This window comes from Janthinobacterium woesei (assembly GCF_051380875.1).
Classification (GTDB): domain Bacteria; phylum Pseudomonadota; class Gammaproteobacteria; order Burkholderiales; family Burkholderiaceae_D; genus Janthinobacterium.
Genome location: NZ_JBNYXW010000002.1, coordinates 64,205 through 84,877, shown reverse-complemented (window position 1 = coordinate 84,877; position 20,673 = coordinate 64,205). Strand labels below are relative to the sequence as shown.

Below are 20,673 nucleotides of genomic sequence, written 5' to 3'. Positions count from 1 at the left end.
GGCGGATGCCTGCGATGCGTGCGATGCAGCGGGCGCCGGCGGGGATGCCGGCGCCATCGTGATTACTTCACTTTTGCTGCTTTAGCCAGTTCGGCAACCGCGTCTTTCGAGCTCATGTTGGTGTTCATGAACTTGGCGACGACGTCAAAAATCGCACCTTGCGTGGCCGAAGGCAGGGCCATGCCGTGGGCGAACGACGGCAGCAGCGCGCCGGTCTTGTTGGTAGCGTCCATGTCTTCCATCGATTTCAGGGCGCAAGCGTCGAACTTGTCCTTGGAAACGCCGGAACGCACAGGGATAGAACCCTTGTTCAAGTTGAAGACCGACTGGAACTTCGGATTCATGATGGCGTTGGCCAGGGCGATCTGCCCTTTCTTCGCATTTGCATCCTTTTGCGTGAACATGGCAAACGAATCGATGTTGAAGGTGTAGGCTTTGTCCGTGCCAGGAGCTGCCACGCACAGGTAGTCCTTGCCTGGCACTTTGCCGGCAGCCGTGAACTCGCCCTTGGCCCAGTCGCCCATGAACTGGAAGCCGGCCTTGTTGTTGATGACCATGGCAGTCGCCAGGTTCCAGTCGCGGCCTGCCGCATCCTTGTCGATGTAGGTCTTGACCTTGCCCAGGGTGTCGAACACCTTGATCATGGTCGGGCCGGTCAATTCCTTCTGGTCCAGCTTGAGGATGGCTTTCTTGTAGAACTCGGTGCCGCCCACGCCCAGCGCGACCGATTCAAACACGGTGGCGTCCTGCCATGGCTGGCCGCCGTGGGCAATCGCGATGCCGCCCGATTTCTTGATCTTCTCGGCCGCTTCGAAGAAGGCAGGCCAGGTGGTTGGCGTGCTCGTGACGCCGGCTTTTTTCAGCACTTCCGGGTTGACCCACATCCAGTTGACGCGGTGGACGTTGACGGGAGCGGCAACGTAGTGGCCCTTGTATTTCATGATGTCGGCGACCACTTTCGGCAGCACGGCATCCCATTTGCCCGGGATGGCGGCATCATCGATACTGGCCAGCACGCCTTCTGCACCCCATTCCTGGATCGATGGGCCCTTGAGCTGGGCGGCGGTAGGCGGATTGCCGGAAATGACGCGGGTTTTCAGCGCGGTCGTGGCGTTTTCGCCAGCGCCGCCAGCTACGGCGAAGTCTTTCCAGCCATAGCCGCTTTCCTTCACGATCTGCTGCAACTGGCCCACGGACTTGGCTTCGCCGCCGGAGGTCCAGTAGTGCAGCACTTCCACGTCGGTCGCAAATGCGCTGCCGGCGAATGCTAGGGTGGTCAATGCGGCCAGTTGGGTAATCTTGAATTTCAGTTTCATCTCCACATTCCTTTTTTGATCAAGCTTTTAGGGGGCTTCGGCATACGGGGGCCGAAAAAGGTGAAAAATGCGCCTGTACCGGCGCTCTTGTGCTCAGACCCGCTTGCAAACGGGCATCATCTTGCGTGTAGAGACGGCGCCGTGATCCATGACATAGTCATAACATCATTTATAGCACGGAACGGCGCCAAAAACGCATCCGTGAAGGATGCGCCAGGTTGATCTATACATAACACACCAACCAAAACCGTCGCGCGCGGCGGCGATTGGTGGCAGGAAGCCCGGCCGGGCCGTAGCCCGGTGAGCATCGCCGGCCGCAAAGCGCGCCGCGCAGCAGCTTGGCTTAGTTGTTTAGAACCAGGTTTCCACTTGGAAGCCGTAGGAGGTTCCGCTGGTATTGTTGTTGTAGATCGGGCCGCCGTTGTTCGACGCGTTGACCGAGGCGGTGGCCGCATCGTTCCATTTGCCGTAGGTGACAAAGGCGCGCAGTTCAGGACGCGACCACAGGCCAGGGCCGGCCGAGATGGTCGGCGCGATGGTCAGCTTGGTCAAGCGCTTGGCTGGCAGGCCGCCCGCTTGCGTCACGCGGTCCGTACCCAGTTCGCCCACCAGCTTGAAGTTGTTGGTGAACGCGTACACAGGGCGCACGCCGACCGACGTCCAGGTCGAGGAACCGGTGGCGTTCGACTCGTCTTTTTGCCACAGGGCGACGAATTCCATGCCGAAGTTTTCCATCGGCTGGATCGCCATGTCATTGAACACGCGGGTGCGCTTGACGTCCGAACCGAACGAGGTGTCGCCTGCGGCGCCAAACTGGGCACCCTTGCCCACGCCAGGACCGACGCCGTACTGCACGCCGAAGGTATTGCCGCCGCCGAAAACTTTACCTTGACGGTGGAATGCCGACAGTTGCCAGCCATTATGCTTTTCGCCGAAAGCGTCGTTGTCCTTGCCTTCGCCGATGATGTAGGTCGCAGCCAGGTCCAGCGTGCCGTTGGTGTTGACCGGAATTTCACCATAGATGAAGTTCTGGCGCACGGCCGACTTGGTGCTGACGATGCCAGTCGGCGAAACACTGTTGATGTCGTTGTCCTTGAAGAAGGCATACGAGAATTTACCCGGGCCTGCTTGAATACGGTCCAGACCGGCACCGGTGCCGTTCATGTTGATGTACTGCAAGTCCAGCATGTGGATGTCAGGACGGTAGTAGAAACGTTTGCCGACCCAGGCCGTGCCGCCGCTCAGGAAGTCGAGTCCCTGGGCTTCGACATAGGCTTTGACGATGCCGACTTTGTTGTCACCGAAGTCCGAGTTCGGTGCATACGCATTGACCCACAACGTGGCCATGTAGGTCACGTCACCGGACTTGGCGATGGCCTTGGTGTAGCCGAATTCCGTGTAGGCGTCGCACTCATTGCCCAAACGGTATTTCATGGTATTGCCGCCCAGGCCGTAGCAGCCTTGCGAGCCGCCGTCGCCGGAGGTATTGCTGCCGGCGCCAGCGCGCAGGTAGCCGTGGAAACCTTCGGAGTCAGTCGGGTACATGGGGTCGGCAGCAGCGGAACCGCTGGCGATGGCTAAGACGATGGCAGCTGGCAGCGTTTTCAACACGGCCTTCAGCATGGTGCGATGCAGCATGGTAAGTCTCCTCAGTAATTTGTTTTTATCTAGTCATCCGTGGCCGAATGCACTGGCCAGAATTCTTTCCAGCAGAGACATAGTAACTATACTACGAACAAATATCAACATATTATGTTGTAATCCTACGACTACTCTGCGACACTTTATTCAGTCATTCGCCTGTTGGTTTACCGGCCTGCTGTTACCTCCTGCAGCGCCCGTTTCTGGCGCTGCGGACAGACATTTGGGCCGGCACCCCGCATTTTTCGGCACGCGGGACGTATACGAATTAAAATCCTTGGATTTTGCCCATAACGACAGTGCGCCGCCATGACAGCGCACGCATACGAGATAGAGCACCGCCATGAAAATTGATGAAAAAATGGAAATAGCTGGCAGCGACCCGGCAGACCGCTTCAGTGACGGGCCGCGCCTGCTGGCCGACATCGGCGGCACCAATGCCCGTTTCGTGCTTGAAACGCGCCAGGGCCACCTGGAAGCCGTGGCCGTACTGCCCTGCGACGACTATGCCTCGCTGCTCGACGCCATCACCGCCTACATGGATAGCAGCGAAGCGCGCGCCGCCGGTTCGGCGCGCGTGCGCCACGCGGCCATCGCCATCGCCAACCCCATCGACGACGACACGATCCGCATGATGAACCATCACTGGTTCTTTTCGATCGAAGCCATGCGCGCCGCGCTGGGCCTCGATACCCTGCTGGTGGTAAACGACTTCACGGCGCTGGCCATGGCCCTGCCCTATCTGCGGCCCGACCAGCGCCTGCAGATCGGCGGCGGCATGGCGCGCGCCGACAGCGTCATCGGCCTGCTCGGTTCGGGCACGGGCCTGGGCGTGTCGGGCATGATCCCGGCCGAAGACCGCTGGATTGCGCTGGGCAGCGAAGGCGGCCATGTCAGCTTTGCGCCGTGCGACCAGCGCGAGATGGACGTGCTGTCCTTCGCCTGGCGCGAACTGTCGCACGTCTCGGCCGAACGCTTAGCTTCGGGGCGGGGGCTGGAACTGATCTACCGCGCCCTGTCCGAGCGGGCCGGCCGGCCCGATGCACTGCCGCTGCTGGCGGCGGACATCACCAGCCACGCCCTGAACAATGAATGCGATGTGTGCATCGAAGCGGTGGACTGCTTTTGCGCCATCCTCGGCTCCATCGCCGGCAACGTGGCCATGACCCTCGGTGCGCTGGGCGGCATTTATATAGGCGGGGGCATCGTGCCGCGCCTGGGCCCACTGTTCGAGCAATCACAATTTCGCGCCCGCTTCGAGCAAAAGGGCCGCCTGAACGAATACCTGGCGCAAATTCCCACTTTCCTGATTACGGCAGAACTGCCCACTTTCCTCGGCATCGCCGCCATCCTGGCGCAAAAGCTCAAGCGCGCCCATTCCGGCGCGCCCGTGCTCGAATCGGTGCGCCAGGCACGCGGACGCATGAGCCCATCGGAATGCAAGGTGGCAGACTGGGTGCTGAAGGAGCCGAACGCCATGCTGACCCTGCCGATCGCCGAAATCGCCCAGCGCGTGGGCGTGAGCCAGCCCACGGTGATGCGTTTTTGCCGTTCGATCGGCGTGCAGGGCCTGGCCGATTTCAAATTGAAGCTCGCTTCCGGCCTGACGGGCGGCGCCATCACGGTGGCGCACTGCCACGTGGAGATCTCGGACTCCGACGCCGAGCTGGCGCGCAAGGTGCTGGGCAACAATGCCTCGGCCGCCCTGGCCCTGCGCGACATGCTCGACGTGAAGGCGCTGACGGCGGCCATCGAACTGCTGCGCGGCGCGCAGCGCGTGGAGCTGCTGGCCGTGGGCAGCGCCCGCGTGGTGGCCGACGACATGCAGCATAAATTGCTCAATCTGGGCATCGTCAGCAGCTTCTTCGCCGACCAGCAAGCGCAGGAAATGAGCGCCGCCATGCTAAAACCGGGCGACGTGGCGCTGGTCATTTCCCGCTCGGGCGCCCTGCCCGAGCTGCTGCGCACCGTCAAGGTGGCGCAAGGCTGCGGTGCGCGCGTGCTGGCCATTACGGCCAGCGGATCACCCCTGGCCAAGCTGGCCGACGTGCTGCTGACCCTGAACCACCCGGAAGGCAATCTCAATTTCGTGCCCATGATCGTGCGCCTGCTGCAGCTGATGATGCTCGATATCCTGTCGGTGGGCCTGGCGCGGCGCGACACGGCGCAGCGCACCAGTGCCGCCGAACTGGAAGAGGGCCAATTGCACGGCATGCGCATCAGCGGCAAGCTGAAATTCGGTGGCCACCTCGAATAAGGCGGCACCAGCCGCGTTTGACAGCGCCAGCGGCGCCACCGTGCATGACGTGGCGCGCGTGGCAGGGGTGTCGGCCATGACGGTGTCGCGCGTCATCAACGGGCGCGCCAGCGTCAGCGCCGCCACGCGCGGCAAGGTCGAGGCGGCAATCGCCAGCCTGCGCTACCAGCCCAACCTGGCAGCCAGGGCGGCCCGCACGGGCACCCTGCGTATCGGCCTGTTGTACAGCAATCCCAGCGCGGCCTTCCTCAGCGAATTTTTAGTCGGCGCCATGGATCAATGCCGCCAGGGCGGCGGCCAGCTGCTGCTTGAGCGCTGCGGCGACCTGGCCAGCCAGCGCGCCGCCATCGACTGCCTGGTGGCGGCCGGCGTGGACGGCATCCTGGTGCCGCCGCCCCTGTGCGATTCGCCGCAAGTGCTGGCGCAATTGAACCAAATGGGCATCCCGGCCATCGCGGTGGCCACGGCGCGGCCCTCGCCCGATGTCTCGGCCGTGCGCATCGACGATTACGAAGGCGCGCTGGCCATGACGCGCCATCTGATCGCGCTGGGCCACCGCGACATCGGCTTCATCGAAGGCGATCCGGAACACACGCCCGCCCTGCTGCGCCGCCAGGCTTTCGAAGACGCGATGCGCGAAGCGGGATTGCCCGTGCCGCCACAGCGCGTGGCGCAAGGCTATTTCACGTACCGCTCGGGGCTCGATGCGGCGCGCCAGTTGCTGGCCGCCGCTCCTCTGCCCAGCGCCATCTTCGCCAGCAATGACGACATGGCCGCCGCCACCCTGGCCGTGGCGCATGGCATGGGCTTGCAAGTGCCGCAGGACGTCAGCGTGTGCGGTTTCGACGACACGCCCGTCGCCACCACCGTGTGGCCCGAGCTCACCACCATCCACCAGCCCATCGCCGACATGGCGCGCGCCGCCGTCACGCTGGTGATCGACGAGATCCGCCAGCGCCGCGCGGGAAAAACGGCGCCCGCCACGCATCATTTGATGGCATTTACGCTGATGGCGCGGGCCTCGTCGGGGGCAGTGCGCGCCAATGGCGCACACTCCGATCACGAAGTGACCGACCCCGGTAGTGCGCTAGCCGGCTCTTGACGCAGCACGGTGCGCTGCGCCAGCGACTCCACCAATTCCACGGACGGTGGCGAGCCGCCAGCAGCCAGGCAGGCGCCCGCGCCGGCCGCGACGGCGAAGCGCAAATGCTGGCCCCAGTCGGCGTCGGGCCGGTACATCAGGCTGTACAGCAAGCCGCCGATGCTGGCGTCGCCCGCGCCGACCGAATCGACCACCTCGATCTGCGGCGGCGCCGCCTGCCACATCTGTTCGCCCTGGTACAGGGCCGCGCCCTGTGCGCCGCACGTATATAAATAGGTGGCCTGCCGATTCCAGCTGCGCAGGGTGGCGAACGCGCCGTCGATGTCGTCGTGGCGGAACAGGCCCGCCAGGTCTTCATCGGATACCTTCACCACGTCGGCCAGCTGCGTCATGCGGCGCAGGGTGGCATCGTAGCGCGCATCCATCATGACGCGGAAGTTCGGGTCATAGCTGATTTTTACACCGGCCGCCTTGAGTTCCTGCGCCAGTGCCACCAGCTTGCCCGCCAGTGGTTCGCGCGCCAGGCTGATGCCGCCAAAATGCACCCATTGCGCGCCCTGCATCCAGCCGTCCGGCAGCAGGGCCGCGTCGAAATGCAGGTCGGCGCTGTCGTCGCCGATGAAGTAATAGGTGGGCGGATGCAATTCATGCACGATGGCCAGCAGCGGCGACTTGGCGTAGCGCTGCAAGAAGCGCATGTCCAGCCCCGCCACTTCGGTGGCCTGCGCCAGCGCGTCGCCGAAGACATCGCGGCTGACGCCACCGGCAAAGGCGCTGGGCACGCCCAGGCGCGCCATCACGCGCGCCACGTTCCAGGTCGAACCGCCCACCTGGCTGCTCCACTGGTCGCTGCCGGTGCGCAGCATGTCCGTCAGCGCTTCGCCGGCCGAGACAAATTGTGGAAATTCGCGGGGGAACTGGGCGCTCATGCGGCACCGCCAATCACGTTCAGCACTTCATAGCAGGCGCCCATGGTGTGGTAATCGACCTTGCCGGCCGGGCTTTTCTCGTTGCTGATCTTCTGATTTTCGGGCGTCAGGATGCGGTACCAGGCGCCGTGTTCATGATCGACGAAGTGCTGCCAGCTGTAACCCCAGATCTTGTCGTAGCTCTGCCAGTAGGCTTCGTCGCCCGTGCGCGCTGCCAGCACGGCGGCGGCAGCGAAGCTTTCGGCCTGCACCCAGAAATACTTGTCGCCATCGCAAATCTCATCCTGCGGGCCGAAACCGTAGTGGATGCCGCCATGCGTGCCATCCCATGCCTTGGCCAGCGCCGTGTCGTACAGTTCGCGCGCGCGCGGCAGCAGCCATTCGGACGGGCCGGCCATGAATTTGGCGTGGCGCTCCATGATCAACAGCAGCTTGGCCCACTCCGTGAAATGGCCGGGCTGGTAGCCCCAGGGACGGAAGATATTACTCTTGTCGTGCAGGTTGTAGTCCCAGTTGATCGACCAGTCAGGCTTGTAGTGTTCCCAGATCATGCCGCCGGCCAGCGCTGCCTGGCGCACCGTGATGTTGTGCGCCAGCGTCTCGGCGCGATGCAGGTAGCGCGCCTCGCCCGTCGCCTCGAAGGCCGCCAGCATCGCTTCGCAGGCATGCATATTGGCGTTCTGGCCCCGGTAGCCGTCCAGGGTGGACCAGTCGGCGCTGGCCACGTCCGCATACAGGCCGTGCTCGGGCAGCCAGAAGCGCTGCTCCATCAATTCGAACGTCTCGTCCAGGTAGGCGCGCGCTTCCGGCATGCCGGCGTGCAGCGCGTGCGCGTACGCCAGCAGCACGAAGGCCAGGCCGTAGCAGTGGTTGGCGCCGTCTTCGAGCGTTTTGACACCGTCTTTCCAGCTGAGTTGCCAGGCATAGCCGCCCGTGGCCGGGTCGCGGTGCACGTCGCGCAAGAAGGCCACGCCATGGCGCAGCGCCGCCAGGTAATCGTCGTCGCCGAACTGGCGGTAAGCCATGGCGTAATTGAAGATGAAGCGCGTGCTGCTGACCAGATGGCGCGTGCTGGCGTCATACACCGTGCCATCATCGAGGAAAAAGTGATAAAAGCCGCCACTGGGGTCAAGGGCGCGCGGGTGATAGAAGCGCAGCGTGTGCAAAATATGCGCGGTGAGCATATCCTTTGAACGGAAATTCGGATTCATGAATGTCTCATCATATTGTTATCGATAACAATGATCATAGCATGCCGTTTTCGCCGCGTCTCCTACTCCCTTGCCAATTCAGGGCGTCTTGCGGTGGCGTAGTTTTTCGCGCCACAACGCTGCCCGCAAGGCGCTGGCCGCCTGCCCCAGTTCGCCCTGCTCGAACACCTTGACCAGGCGCTGCATCGTTTCTTTATCGCCCTGCTTTGCCGCCAGCAGGTACAACGCGTACGGTTGCGGCGCCGGCCCCTGCCGGGTGACTCCGCCACGGCCCTGCTCCAGCAGGCGCGCACGGCACGGCAGCGCACGTTTGACAGGGCATGCCGGCAGGCTTACATTCTCTTCAGTAATCCCACTTAACCAGGAACGCCATGAACCAATTATCCAAAACCGTCTTGACGCTGCTCGTCGCCGCTGCCTCCATTGGCGCCAGCAGCAGTGTCTATGCCGAAACCCAGCTGACCGGCTGCGCCGCCAAGCGCGAAAGCATCCGCAGCGAATTGCGCCAGGCGCAGGAACAGGGCTTGAGCGACAAGGTCGCGGGCCTCACGCGCGCGCTCGATGAAGTCAACGCCCATTGCCGCGACAACGTGCTAGTCGAGCGCCACAACAAGAAAATCGTCAAGGCGCAGGCAAAAGTAAGCCAGACGGAGCGTTCGCTGCGCCTGGCCCAGGAAGCCAATAAAGAGCCAAAGAAGATCGCCAAGCTGGAAGGCAAGCTGGAAAAAGCCAAGGCGGAACTGGCCGCCCTGCAGGCGCAGCAACCCTAAGGAGCCGTTCAAAAATGACTGTCACATTTGGATCGTCTCTGGCCGGCGCGCTGCGGCGTTGCTCGTCGTCGCCATAGTTCGCTATGGCTCCTTCTCGCGCCTTGCATCGCATCCCGCCAGAGTCCCCCAAACGTAACACCTATTTATTCACGGCCCCTAAACGCCGGACCAACCCTGCTCGCTACGGTTTTGTCAGGCGTTACGCAGTATTACCCTTCCCCCAGCATCTGGTAGATGCTGGAAAAATCCAGCGCGCCCGAACCCGCCTTGCTGTGCAAGCTGTACAAATTGCGCGACAAGGCGCCCAGCGGCACGGCCGCGCCGCTGGCCAGCGCGCTTTCCATGGCCAGGCCCAGGTCTTTCAGCATCAGGTCCACGCCAAAGCCGCCCGTGTAGCCGCGCGCGGCGGGCACGTTGTCGGCCACGCCCGGGCACGGGTTGTACACCTCCAGGGTCCAGTTGCGGCCCGAGCTTTTCGCCATCACGTCCGATACCACTTTCGGGTCCAGCCCATTGGCCACGCCCAGGCGTATCGCTTCGCTGGTGCCGATCATGAGTATACCCAGCAGCATGTTGTTGCAGATCTTGACTGTCTGCCCGCTGCCCGAGCCGCCCGCGTGGAAGATCGCCTTGCCCATGATTTCCAGGTAGGGCCGCGCCGCCTCCAGCGTAGCCTCCTCTCCGCCCACCATGAAAGTCAAAGTGCCATTGGTGGCGCCGGCCGTGCCACCGGAAACGGGCGCGTCCAGCATCGGCAAGCCCTTTTCCTGCGCCGCGCGGCCCACCTGGCGCGCCGCCTCGGTGGAAATCGTCGAGCAGTCGATCAGCAAGGTGCCGGGCCGCGCCTGCGCCAGGATGCCAGCATCGCCCAAAGGGTTACCCAAATAAGCGCCAAGAACATGGCGGCTGGCCGGCAGCATGGTGATGACGATGTCGGCGGCTTGAATCGCCGCCCCTTGGTCACTTGCTGCGAGGCCGCCGCCGTCGGCAAACTGCTGCACGCTGGCCGGCAGCAAATCAAAGCCCGTGACGGCGTGGCCGGCGCGCACCAGGTTCTGCGCCATGGGCAAGCCCATGTTGCCGAGGCCAATAAAAACGATATTAGTGCTCATCGCCGCCGCCTTACTTCATCGAGATGGTGGTATTGATGCCGCTGCCGCCATCGTCCGGGGCGAACCAGCGCGCCGTGACGGTCTTGGTTTGCGTCCAGAAGTACAGCGCCTGCTTGCCGTTCGGCCCCAGGTCGCCCAGCTTCGAGGCGCGCGAGCCGGTAAAGCTGAAATAGGCGACGGGCACGGGAATGGCCACGTTGATGCCCACCTGCCCCACGTCGATCTCGTTCTGGAATTTGCGCCCCGCCCAGCCGGACGAGGTGAAGATCGAGGTGCCGTTGCCGTTCGGGTTGGCGTTGATGAAGGCGATGGCCTGGTCCAGGGTATCCGTTTCAACCACGCACATGGCGGGGCCGAAAATCTCCTGCGTGTAGACGCAATTGCTGGCCTCGACCTTCGAGAAAATCGTCGGCCCCATGAAGTTGCCGCCCTCGTAGCCCGCCACCTTGTGGCCACGGCCATCGAGCAGCAGCTGCGCGCCTTCGTCCACGCCAGCCTGTATCAGTTTTTCCGCGCGCTGCATGGCTGCCTTCGACACCATCGGCCCCAAATCCGCATCGCGGTCGGTGCCCGGCCCCACTTTCAGGGCTTGCGAGCGGGCGACGATTTCCGGCAGCCAGGAACGCGCCTCGCCCACCAGCACTACCACGGAATTGGCCATGCAGCGCTGGCCGGCCGCCCCAAATGCGGCGCCGATCAGGTTATTGATGGCTTGCGCCTTGTTGGCATCGGCCAGCACCACGCAATGGTTTTTTGCACCCATCATCGATTGCGCACGCTTGCCCGATTCGCTGGCGCGGCGGTACACGTGCGTGCCCACGGCCGTCGAACCGATAAACGAGATGGCTTTGATGTCGGGATGGTCGCACAGCATGTTGACGACGTCGGCGCCGCCATGCACGACGTTCAATACGCCGGCCGGCAAGCCCGCCTGGTACATCAGTTCGACCAGATACATGGTCGACGATGGGTCTTGCTCGGACGGTTTCAGGACAAAGGTATTGCCGCAGGCGATAGCGATGGGGAACATGAAGCACGGCAGCATGACGGGGAAATTGAAAGCCGTGATGCCCGCGCCCACGCCCAGCGGCTGGTAGATATTGTAGACATCGACACCGGTGGCCGCATTTTCCGCGATTTCGCCCAGCTGCAGGGTGGCGATCGAGCATGCATGCTCCACCACTTCCAGGCCGCGCATCACTTCCCCTTCCGCGTCGGGCAAGGTCTTGCCGTGTTCGCGCGTGATCAGTTCAGCCAAAGTAGCGATGTTTTCACGGATCAGGTGCTGGTACTTGAGCATGATGCGCATGCGCGCCGCCAGCGGCGTATGGCGCCAGGTCTTGAATGCTTCCTTGGCCGTGGCGACGGCCAGATTGACTTCATCTCGTGTGGAAAACGGCACCTTGGCGACGATTTCCTGCGTAGCCGGGTTGACGACGTCGCGCCACTCGGTGCTGGTCGATGCGTGGTGCTTGCCGCCGATATGCAGGGGGACGGCGGGGACTTGGGTGAGGGCTTGGGTGTGGACTTGATTCATGTGAGGCTCCGTGAGGTTGTTCGGTGATCACTTCTTAACCAGGTTGCAGGCGGCAGCATCCATCGGCTTGAAGGCCTGGTCGGCGGGGATGGTCGACAGCACTTTCAGGTAGTCCCATGGGCCTTTCGATTCAGCCGGGGTCTTCACCTGCACCAGATACATGTCGTGGATGACGCGCCCGTCAGGGCGGATCGAGGCGTTGTTCATCACAAAGTCATTGATCGGCAACTGGCGCATTTTTTCGGCGACGATTTTCGAGTCGTCGGTTTTCGCCGCCGCCACCGATTTCAGGTAGTGATAGACGCTCGAATACACGCCCGCCTGCACCATGGTCGGTTTGGCGCCCTTGTTCAGCGCCTCGAAACGCCTGGCAAACGCGCGGCTGCGGTCGTCGTAATCCCAGTAAAAGCCATCCGCGTAGACCAGGCCCTGGGCCGTTTCCAGCCCCAGCGCGTGCACGTCGGAGAGGAACACCAGCAAGGCGGCCAGGCGCTGGTCCTTGCCGCTGCCGATGCGGAACTCGCGCGCCTGCTTGATGGCCGACACCGTATCGGCGCCGCCGTTGGCCAGACCAATCACCTGCGCCTTCGAACCCTGCGCCTGCACCAAAAAGGAGGAAAAATCGGAGGCGTTCAGCGGATGGCGCACGGCGCCCAGCACCGTGCCGCCATTGCGCTTGACGACTTCGCTGGCGTCTTTTTCCAGCGAATGGCCGAAGGCGTAATCGACGGTGACGAAATACCACGATTTCTGGCCCAGTTTCGTCAGCGCCGCCGCCGTGCCGGCCGCCTGCGAATAGGTGTCGAACATCCAGTGGAAGCCGTTCGGCGAGCAATCTTCATTGGTCAGGCGTCCCGTGGCCGGGCCGCTGAACATGGCGATGCCGCCCTTTTCCTTCATCAGCTTTTGCACCGACAGGGCCACCGAGGAGTTGGTCAGATCGGCGATGGCGTCGACCTTGTCGCGGTCTATCCATTCGCGCGCCTTGGAGGCGGCGATGTCGGCCTTGTTCAAGTGGTCGGCCGAGAGGATTTCGATCTTCATGCCCTTGCATTCAGCCTTCAGGCAATCCTCGACGGCCATCTGGCTGGCGACGACGGAGCCGCGCCCGCCCATGGCAGAATACGGGCCGGACATGTCGGTCAGGATGCCGACCTTGACGACGCCATCGGAAATCTGCGCCTGCGCGCCGGTAAAAGACAGGGTGAGCGCCAGCGCGCCCAAGGCCAGAACGGTTTTTTTCATGCTTGTCTCCTGAGGTTCAGTTTTTCTTATATGCTTAGATGTATTCTGCATGTGTAAAAATATGCACTCAAGTTAAATTAATGCATAATTCCTTTGCAAAAATGCACAGATGGAGTTTGCTATGCTCGATTGGGACAATGTACGGATCTTCCTGGAGCTGACGCGCAGCGCCGGCCTGGTGGATGCGGCGAAAAAACTCGGCATCGACCATTCCACCGTGTCGCGGCGCATGCGCAAGTTCGAGGAGCAGGTGGGCACGCAGTTGTTCGACCGCAATTACGTGGGTTACCAGCTGACGCCCGAAGGCCACCGCCTGATGGAATACGCGGAAAGCATGGAAAGCACGGTGTTTGCCGCCACCGAGGAGCTGGGCGAACATAACCGCCTGCTCTCGGGCCAGGTGCGCCTGGGCGCCACCGAGGGTTTCGGCGCCGTCGTGCTGGCGCCCCACCTGGCGCATTTTTGCGGGCGTTATCCGCATATCAGCGTGGACCTGATCGCCGTGCCGCGTTTTGTCAGCCTGTCCAAGCGCGAGGCGGACGTGGCCATTTCCATCGAGCGGCCCCTGTCCGGCCCCTACGTGGTAACAAAACTGTCCGACTACCGTTTGAAACTGTATGCCACACCCGCCTACCTGGCGCGCCATGCACCGATCACCAGCCTGGCCCAACTGGCGCTGCACCCAATCATCGGCTACGTGGACGACCTGGTCTTCAGCGCAGAGCTGCGCTATATCGACAATGTGGCGCCCGATTCCCTGCGCGCGTTTCGCAGCACCAGCGTGCTGGCCCAGTACCACGCGGCGCGCGCAGGCCAGGCGCTGGCCATCCTGCCCTGCTTCGTGGCCCAGCAGTCGAACGAACTGGTGCCCGTGCTCGATGAGCACATCGACTTGCTGCGCGCCTTCTGGATGGTCTCGCCCAGCGAACGGCGCAACATCGCCAGGGTCAGTGCCCTGTGGAACTACTTGCGCGAAGTCATCGACCTCAATCATGCCTACCTGATGGGCGAGACGGCTGCGCCCAGCTGGCCCGCCTGAGCGCGCTACACTGTCGCCACATACTGATAAGGAGAATGCCATGCTGATGGATGCAAGCCAGGCTGTTTTGGTCATTGTCGACCTGCAAGGCCGCTTGATGCCGGCCATCCACGAGGCTGGCCTTGTGCTGGCGCAAAACCTGCGCCTGGCGCAGATCGCCCGCCTGCTCGACGTGCCAGTCCTGGGCACGGAGCAAAACCGCCAGGGACTGGGGCCAAATGTGGAAGAGATCGCCGCGCTGTGCCAGAAAACCTTGCACAAAACACATTTCGGCGCCTGCTTTGACGGCTTGCAGGCCATCTTGCCGCCCGGACGCAAGCAGATCGTCGTCACGGGCTGCGAAGCGCATGTGTGCATGCTGCAAACGGCCATCGGCTTGCTCGAACTCGGCTACGACGTCATCATCGCCATCGACGCCGTCGGTTCACGCCAGGCGGCCAGCCGCGATGCCGCCCTGGCGCGCCTGGGCAAGCTGGGCGCGCAACTGGTCACCGTCGAGATGCTGGCCTTCGAATGGTTGCGTGACTGCAAGCACCCGCGCTTTCGCCAGGTGCTGGCACTGATTAAATAGAACGCAGGTTTAATCCAGATCAAGTCCATCGACTGCCCATTTGCTAGCTTGGTAACAGCGCCGCCATCGCGCGCGGCGCGCCCGTCCAAGCAATTCAACCGAGCTGGAGAATGACCATGGCTTATATCTTGCGGGGCAAGTTGTGCGGCTTGATTTGCGCCGAGTATCCGGAAGCCTTATCCCGCGTCATCGTGCGCCTGTACCGCACGCGCGAGACGCAAAACGTCACGGCCCTGGCCGTGGCCAGTGCCAAGGAAACCTTCGCCATCCTCGGCGATGACGAAGTCCAAGGGAAAGCGCCCTTCCTGCTGGCCGAGGCGCGCACAGATGACGACGGCAACTACAGCTTTACCCTGGCAGGCGATTACCAGGGCGAGGCGGTCGAGGTAGACGTGCTGTGCCCGAGCGTGCCGCGCTTGAAAGGGGGACCGAAAGAGCCCGTGCCGCTGCAATTTTCCATCACCACCCTCCAGCCGCGCTGGCGCCAGGCCGAGAATGATTTCCTCGCCGTCTGGGATTATTGCTTGCCGCAACGCTTCTGGTGCCTGGTGCGCGCCCGCTTCGGCGCCTGGACCATCTGCGGCCGCCTGCGCACCTGCGATGCGCCAAACGTACCCATTGCCGGCGCCACCGTGCGCGCCTTCGATGCGGACTGGCTGCAGGACGATCCGCTGGGCGATGCGGTGACGGACGCCAGCGGGCGCTTTCGCATCGACTACCTGACGTCCGCCTTCACGCTCACGCCGTTCTCGCCCTTCATCAACGTGGAGTTCGCCAGCGGGCCGGACGTGTATTTCACGGCGCAACTGGGCAGCGTAGCCATCCTGTCGGAAACGCAGGCGAACGGGCGCCAGCCGGGGCGCGAAAACGTGGGCCACTGTTTCTGCGTGGAATTGTGCTCGAAAGACGTCCTCCCGCCCGACGTGGAGGGCGTGCCCCACTGGCAACAGGTGGAAGTGTTCGACATCCACCCATTTCCCTCGCTGGCCGGTTTTTCGGCGCAAGGCTATGCGGGCGGCGCCAGCGCCTCGTATGTGTTTGGCGGCGGCGTCACCTTGAAAGGCAATTGCCCACTGCGCAACAGCGCCAGCCCCGCCAATGCGCTCGAATACCGCTTCCTGATCGGCGAGTGGACGTGGCCAGGGGGCAGCGACGACCCGGCCAGCCTGCCTACGGTGGCGCCCGCCAGCCTGGCGCCGTTGACGCAAATCCTCGGCACCCACGTTGGCTATGTGTTTTATACGAATGGATTGGGACTGGGCGACTCGGCACCCGTCATCATCGACGCGGGCGACCTGAAACCGGGCGGCTGGATCAGGGTCGACGGCAAAGCCGTCACGGTGGACATGCGCGACGGCACCACGGCTGTCGTCAACGTGCAGCCCAACCTCTTCCTGCGCACCTTCGACTTGCTCAGCGTGAATACGCCGGCCATCACCAGCCTGCACCCGGCCAAGCTGCCGGGCGGCTTGCCGCTGCAAGACGCGGGCCGCAGCTTGAGCGCCGCCGAGAGCGAACCCATACGCCGCTACCGCCTGGGCTTCGAGGTGCGCGACGGCGTCAGCATGGCGCTGGTGGCGACAGACGGCCTCGATTCCATCGTTTTCGACAATTCGCCCGTTATCGTGGCGCTGGACCTGGAAGAATTGCGCAGCAATGCCTGCAACCCCATCGCGGGCGGCCTCGTGCATATCCTGTACACGATCGACCATCCGCACCTGCGCTTCTTCAATAGTACGATTTCCAACAACAATGGCGTCGCGCATCCGCCGCCACCGTTGCCGGCCGCCAGTTTCATCGCGCCGCCACCGCCCGGCAACTACCTGTTCCGCGGCGGCGCGGGCGGCCCGCACCTGTCGGGCAACAATGGCGGCTTCCCCGTCAACGTGGCGCTGGACCCGCCCTGCGCCTACCGGGTAGCCATCGGTTGGCAAACGCGGCATTACCTGGCGTCCTCGCATAGCATCGACAGGCTGTATTGCAAGTAAGCTAGAAGTAGCGCACCCAGGCCTGCTTCGAGGTGCGCTTGTAATTGGCAAACGCGCGGCAAGGGAAATACAGCACGGGCATCAGCAGCAAGGCCAGCAGCCAGACCTGCCAGATGTGCTCGACGCCATAGCGATTGCCATGGTTGGCGCCCAGCAGGGCCGTCAAAGTCATGCCGATGGCCAGCAGCAGGTACAGGTGCAGCAGGTAGTAAAACATGGGCGCGCCGCCAAAGGTGGCGCAGGCCCGCGTGAACCCGTTATCGACGCTTTCCAGCCAGGCCAGGCCCAGTAGCCCCAGGCCGAGGGTGAACAGCAGGAAATCGAGCGAAGGCGGATATTTGGTGAAATTGAGGACGCTCATGAGCGTGCGCACGGCCGTCTCGTCCGCCACCCACGGCAAGGTTTCGCCGTACAGGTTCCAACCGCGCAAGATGGCCAGCAATAGCAAGGCCGCGCCGCCCAGCGCCAGCAGCCAGCGCCGCCGCGCTGCGGGAGCAACGGTGCGTGCGTACAAGGGACTGGCCGCGTAGCCGAGCACGATCACGCCTATCCACGGCAGCAGCGGATAGCTGACCTTGATCTTCATGGCGCCGTCCGCCACCAGATAGCCGCGCTGCAGCAGCAGCGTCAACAGGTAATAAGCAAGGCTGCCCTCTTCCGCATGCAAGCCCGTCAACAGATGCTGGCCGGCGATGATGGCCACGCCCAGCGCCGCCAGCAGTTTTAAAGGCAGCCTGTGCAGCACGGCCAGCGCCATCATGGCTAGGCCGATGACCCAGATCACCTGCAAATACAGCACGGCCGGTGGAAAGGCCCCGCTCCAGGCAAAGTTGACGAATACCAGTTCGAGCACGATCAGCAGCAAGCCCCGCTTGAACAGGAAACCGGCCGCGCTGCGGGGGCCGGCAGCCGGATGCGCATACAGCCAGGCCGAGAGGCCCGTCAGGAAGACAAACATGGGCGCACACACGTGGGCGGCCAGGCGCGTGAAGAACAGGGCCGGATCGACGCTGCTGGCAGTCATCGGGTCGCCGACCTGATGGTGCAAAAACACCGTTTCGCGCACATGGTCGAACAGCATGATCAGCATCACCAGGCCGCGCATCACGTCGATGACGGCGATGCGGGCGCGCACGGTCGCGGGGGAAGTCAAGGTCATGGTCATCAATCAATCAATCAATTAATTAATCAATCAATCAATCAATCAATCAATCAAAAACGGTAATGGGCATTGAGGGTCAGGGTGCGCTCGGCTCCTGGCGCCACCCACAGGGGGCTGTAGGAACTGGCATAGTAGCTGCGGTTGAACAGGTTTTCCACCTTGAACGCCAGGCGCAGTCTGGCGTTAGGCGCATACGATGCCAGCAGTTTGGCCGTCGTGTAGGCTGGCAAGGTGAACGTGCTGCTGACGGCCACGTCGCCCAGGCGCTCGCCTACGTACTGCAGGGCGCCGCCCACGCTGGCCGTGCCGGCACCCAGGACAAATTGCTGCGTGGCCAGCAGGTTGGCGCTGTGGCGCGGCACGTTGGCAAAGCCGCTTCCCGTGACGATGGTATTGTCGCCGCGCGTGACGCTGGCGTCCGTGTACGCATAGGCGCCCGACACGCGCAGGCCGCGCGCCAGTTCGCCCGATACATCGAGCTCCAGGCCCCGGCTGCCCACCTCGCCGGCCGCGATGGCAAAATCCGTGTTGGCGGGATTGGTCGTCAGCACGTTGCTCTTGCCGATGGTGTAGACGGCCAAAGTACCCGTCAGTTTACCCGTTTCCAGCTTGGCGCCCAGCTCATACGAGCCGCTGCGCTCGGCCGGAAACGCCTGGTTATCGATGCTGATGCCGCTGTTCGGGCGGAAGCCCTTGGCCGCGCTGGCATACAGGGACCACGTTGTCGACGGCTGATACACGAGGCCCGCGCGCGGGCTGGTGGCCGACAACGACTGGCCGTTGCGCACGTTTAGCCGCTTATTCGCCACGTCCTGCGTGTAGCGATCGTGGCGCACGCCGAACAGCGCCTTCCACTGCGCGCCCAGGTCGACTTGATCCTGCGCATACAAGCCGCGCGCCTTTTGCCCTTCCTGCGTGTCGATGGACAGGGCCAGCGGACCGGCCACGCCGCCATACACGGGCGCGTCAATATCGATGGCATAGGCAGTGGCAGCGCTCGGATTGCGCCGCAGCTGCACCCGGCGGTCATCAAAATGATAGGCGTCGACGCCGAGCAGCACCTCGTGCGCCAGCGCGCCCGTTTTGAACTTGCCCAGCAATTCGATCCTGGCCGAGACATCGGTGGCCGAAAAATCACGGTAGCGGCGCTGGCGGCGCAAGGTATGGCCATCGGCCAGCAGATTGTTCGCTTCGCTGGAATAGCCTTGCAATTGGCTGTCGCGGTAGGAAGCGCCCGCCTGCACAGTCCAATCGTCGGACAGCGCATGGTGGACGAACAGCTGCTGCCCCAGCGACTTGACCGTCATGGGGCCGTCGCTCGGCTCGCCCAGGAAACGCGAGATGGGAACAAAACCCAGCTTGCCATTCACGGCGAGCACGCCCCGGTCGAACGGCGCGCGCTGCTGCACCGCCTCGATTTCGTAGGACACCGTCGTGTGTTCGCCGGCCAGCCAGATGAACGAGGGCGCAAACAGGCTGCGTTCGACTTTCAGCGTATCGCGAAAACTGTGGCCTGCTTCATGCGCGGCGTTCAGGCGATAGGCGATGGTCTCGCTCAAGGGTCCCGTCAGGTCAACAGCGGCGCGGCGCGTCTGGAAGCTGCCGAGGGAAAAATCGGCGCTGACTTCGGGGGCGAACTTTGGCTTCTTGGTGGTGATATTGACCGTGCCGCCCGGCTCGCCCCGTCCGTACAGGGCTGAGGCCGGGCCTTTCAACACTTCCACGGCTTGCGTGTTGGCGCCGTCGCGCATGCCGTTGTAGCCACGGCTGGAGCTGAAGCCGTTGACCATGTAGTCGGAGCCGAAATTCGGATCGCCCGTGAAGCCGCGCATGGCATAGCTGTCCCACAGGCCGCCCAACGGGCTTTGCCGGGAGATGCCGCTGGCCAGGTCCAGCGCGCCCGCCAGCGTTGTCACGCCCGCGTCGCGCAGCAAATCGCCCGTGAGCACGCGCACGCTTTGCGGCAAGTCCATCAACAGCGCGTCCGTTTTCGTCGCGCCCGTGGCCGACAGGCTGCGGTAATGCTGGCGCTCGGCATTGACGGTGACGGTGACGACATCCTGTGCCTCCTGGCTATCGGCGGCAGGCTCGGCGGCCAGCGACCAGGGGCTGGCCGCCGCCAGCAAGAGCGCCACGGGGCGGCGTGAGAACAAAGACATGGAATTCCTGACAATAGCGCAAATTAATGCAATAGTCTTGCATTATAATTGATAATCAATTCTCATTAAAGTCATTGCGAAAAATCTGTGTCAAAAAATATAGCAACACTTGCACCTTGGCCGCACGCAGCTGGCGCGGGTGGAACAGCGGCCACAGGTCCAGACCACGCGTCGGGAATGCTTGCAACACTGACTTGTTTATCCCAAACCCATCCATTAATATACAAGTATTTACTTGCATATTAATATGGAGCCAAGAATGCGTTTAACATTGGAAAAACTGCTGGCGCAGGGGCGTGACAATGCCCTGCTGCGCTTTGGACTGGGCGATGCTTGCCTGAAAGAGCATGATGCGCAGCAAGCCGCCATCCACCTGGCGCAGGCAACGCGGCAGCAAGCCAGCTATTCGGCTGCCTGGAAACTGCTGGGCAAAGCCCTGCACCAGTTGGGGCGGCTCGATGAAGCACAGTCTGCCTGGACGACGGGCGTGACGGTGGCGCAGCAGCAAGGCGACATGCAAGCGGCCAAGGAAATGGCCGTATTTTTAAAACGCCTGCAAAAATCCAGGGATAGCCAGGCAGACCCCCCCCCCGCCGCGCCTGCCACTTAGACGACCTGCGGCGATATCTACCCG

The 20,673-nt window shown here is 63.0% G+C and carries 16 protein-coding genes; 7 read left to right on the top strand and 9 right to left on the bottom strand.

Features of this window, described 5'->3' with window-relative positions; all coding sequences use genetic code 11:
- Positions 1 to 62: 62 nt before the first annotated feature.
- Together ACQ4W6_RS02155 and ACQ4W6_RS02150 are read right to left on the bottom strand one after the other, a co-directional pair.
- Entirely contained in the window at positions 63 to 1,316 is a 1,254-nt protein-coding gene (locus ACQ4W6_RS02155; protein ID WP_436565538.1) for an ABC transporter substrate-binding protein, read from the bottom strand.
- A gap of 351 nt (positions 1,317 to 1,667) precedes the next feature.
- Complete coding sequence (locus tag ACQ4W6_RS02150) at positions 1,668 to 2,954, bottom strand: maltoporin (RefSeq protein WP_436565537.1); 1,287 nt, start codon at positions 2,952 to 2,954, stop codon at positions 1,668 to 1,670.
- A gap of 346 nt (positions 2,955 to 3,300) precedes the next feature.
- Here ACQ4W6_RS02150 and ACQ4W6_RS02145 point away from each other — a divergent pair, with 346 nt between their 5' ends.
- Both ACQ4W6_RS02145 and ACQ4W6_RS02140 read left to right on the top strand, forming a co-directional pair.
- Positions 3,301 to 5,214, top strand: a complete 1,914-nt coding sequence (locus ACQ4W6_RS02145) for a glucokinase (RefSeq protein ID WP_436565536.1) — start codon at positions 3,301 to 3,303, stop codon at positions 5,212 to 5,214.
- On the top strand, positions 5,198 to 6,316 hold the full coding sequence (locus ACQ4W6_RS02140; protein ID WP_436565535.1) for a LacI family DNA-binding transcriptional regulator: 1,119 nt from the start codon (positions 5,198 to 5,200) through the stop codon (positions 6,314 to 6,316). Before ACQ4W6_RS02145 ends, ACQ4W6_RS02140 begins: the two co-directional genes overlap by 17 nt.
- Here ACQ4W6_RS02140 and ACQ4W6_RS02135 read toward each other — a convergent pair.
- Both ACQ4W6_RS02135 and ACQ4W6_RS02130 read right to left on the bottom strand, forming a co-directional pair.
- Positions 6,274 to 7,245 carry a carbohydrate kinase family protein gene (locus ACQ4W6_RS02135; protein WP_436565534.1) on the bottom strand — a complete coding sequence of 324 codons (972 nt, stop codon included), beginning with the start codon at positions 7,243 to 7,245 and terminating at the stop codon, positions 6,274 to 6,276. The genes ACQ4W6_RS02140 and ACQ4W6_RS02135 overlap by 43 nt on opposite strands.
- Positions 7,242 to 8,456 carry an AGE family epimerase/isomerase gene (locus ACQ4W6_RS02130; RefSeq protein ID WP_436565533.1) on the bottom strand — a complete coding sequence of 405 codons (1,215 nt, stop codon included), beginning with the start codon at positions 8,454 to 8,456 and terminating at the stop codon, positions 7,242 to 7,244. Before ACQ4W6_RS02130 ends, ACQ4W6_RS02135 begins: the two co-directional genes overlap by 4 nt.
- Before the next feature lie 371 nt (positions 8,457 to 8,827).
- On the opposite strand from ACQ4W6_RS02130, the gene ACQ4W6_RS02125 reads away from it, so the two are divergent.
- Entirely contained in the window at positions 8,828 to 9,226 is a 399-nt protein-coding gene (locus tag ACQ4W6_RS02125) for a DUF1090 domain-containing protein (RefSeq protein WP_436565532.1), read from the top strand.
- 209 nt (positions 9,227 to 9,435) lie between these two features.
- On the opposite strand, the gene mmsB is transcribed toward ACQ4W6_RS02125, so the two are convergent.
- From mmsB to ACQ4W6_RS02110, 3 genes are read right to left on the bottom strand one after another with little or no spacing between them, the layout of a single operon-like run.
- Positions 9,436 to 10,338 (bottom strand): 3-hydroxyisobutyrate dehydrogenase, encoded by a 903-nt coding sequence (gene mmsB / locus ACQ4W6_RS02120; protein ID WP_436565531.1) that lies wholly within the window; start codon positions 10,336 to 10,338, stop codon positions 9,436 to 9,438.
- A gap of 10 nt (positions 10,339 to 10,348) precedes the next feature.
- Positions 10,349 to 11,875: a CoA-acylating methylmalonate-semialdehyde dehydrogenase gene (locus ACQ4W6_RS02115; protein ID WP_436565530.1), complete on the bottom strand. Its 1,527-nt coding sequence runs from the start codon at positions 11,873 to 11,875 to the stop codon at positions 10,349 to 10,351.
- Positions 11,876 to 11,902: 27 nt separating this feature from the next.
- Entirely contained in the window at positions 11,903 to 13,120 is a 1,218-nt protein-coding gene (locus tag ACQ4W6_RS02110) for an ABC transporter substrate-binding protein (protein ID WP_436565529.1), read from the bottom strand.
- Positions 13,121 to 13,241: 121 nt separating this feature from the next.
- On the opposite strand from ACQ4W6_RS02110, the gene ACQ4W6_RS02105 reads away from it, so the two are divergent.
- The 3 genes from ACQ4W6_RS02105 (at position 13,242) to ACQ4W6_RS02095 (ending at position 16,718) form a co-directional block, all read left to right on the top strand.
- Complete coding sequence (locus ACQ4W6_RS02105) at positions 13,242 to 14,159, top strand: LysR family transcriptional regulator (RefSeq protein ID WP_436565528.1); 918 nt, start codon at positions 13,242 to 13,244, stop codon at positions 14,157 to 14,159.
- Positions 14,160 to 14,199: 40 nt separating this feature from the next.
- Positions 14,200 to 14,730, top strand: coding sequence for an isochorismatase family protein (locus tag ACQ4W6_RS02100; protein ID WP_436565527.1), 531 nt, complete (start codon positions 14,200 to 14,202; stop codon positions 14,728 to 14,730).
- A 116-nt stretch (positions 14,731 to 14,846) separates the two neighbouring features.
- Positions 14,847 to 16,718: a transthyretin-like family protein gene (locus ACQ4W6_RS02095; RefSeq protein ID WP_436565526.1), complete on the top strand. Its 1,872-nt coding sequence runs from the start codon at positions 14,847 to 14,849 to the stop codon at positions 16,716 to 16,718.
- A 1-nt stretch (position 16,719) separates the two neighbouring features.
- Here ACQ4W6_RS02095 and ACQ4W6_RS02090 read toward each other — a convergent pair whose 3' ends face one another.
- Positions 16,720 to 17,883, bottom strand: coding sequence for an acetyltransferase domain-containing protein (locus ACQ4W6_RS02090; protein WP_436565525.1), 1,164 nt, complete (start codon positions 17,881 to 17,883; stop codon positions 16,720 to 16,722).
- A 47-nt stretch (positions 17,884 to 17,930) separates the two neighbouring features.
- Complete coding sequence (locus ACQ4W6_RS02085) at positions 17,931 to 20,039, bottom strand: TonB-dependent siderophore receptor (RefSeq protein ID WP_436565524.1); 2,109 nt, start codon at positions 20,037 to 20,039, stop codon at positions 17,931 to 17,933.
- Positions 20,040 to 20,298: 259 nt separating this feature from the next.
- Between ACQ4W6_RS02085 and ACQ4W6_RS02080 the strand changes: the two genes are divergently transcribed.
- Positions 20,299 to 20,649: a hypothetical protein gene (locus ACQ4W6_RS02080; RefSeq protein ID WP_436565523.1), complete on the top strand. Its 351-nt coding sequence runs from the start codon at positions 20,299 to 20,301 to the stop codon at positions 20,647 to 20,649.
- Positions 20,650 to 20,673: the final 24 nt, after the last annotated feature.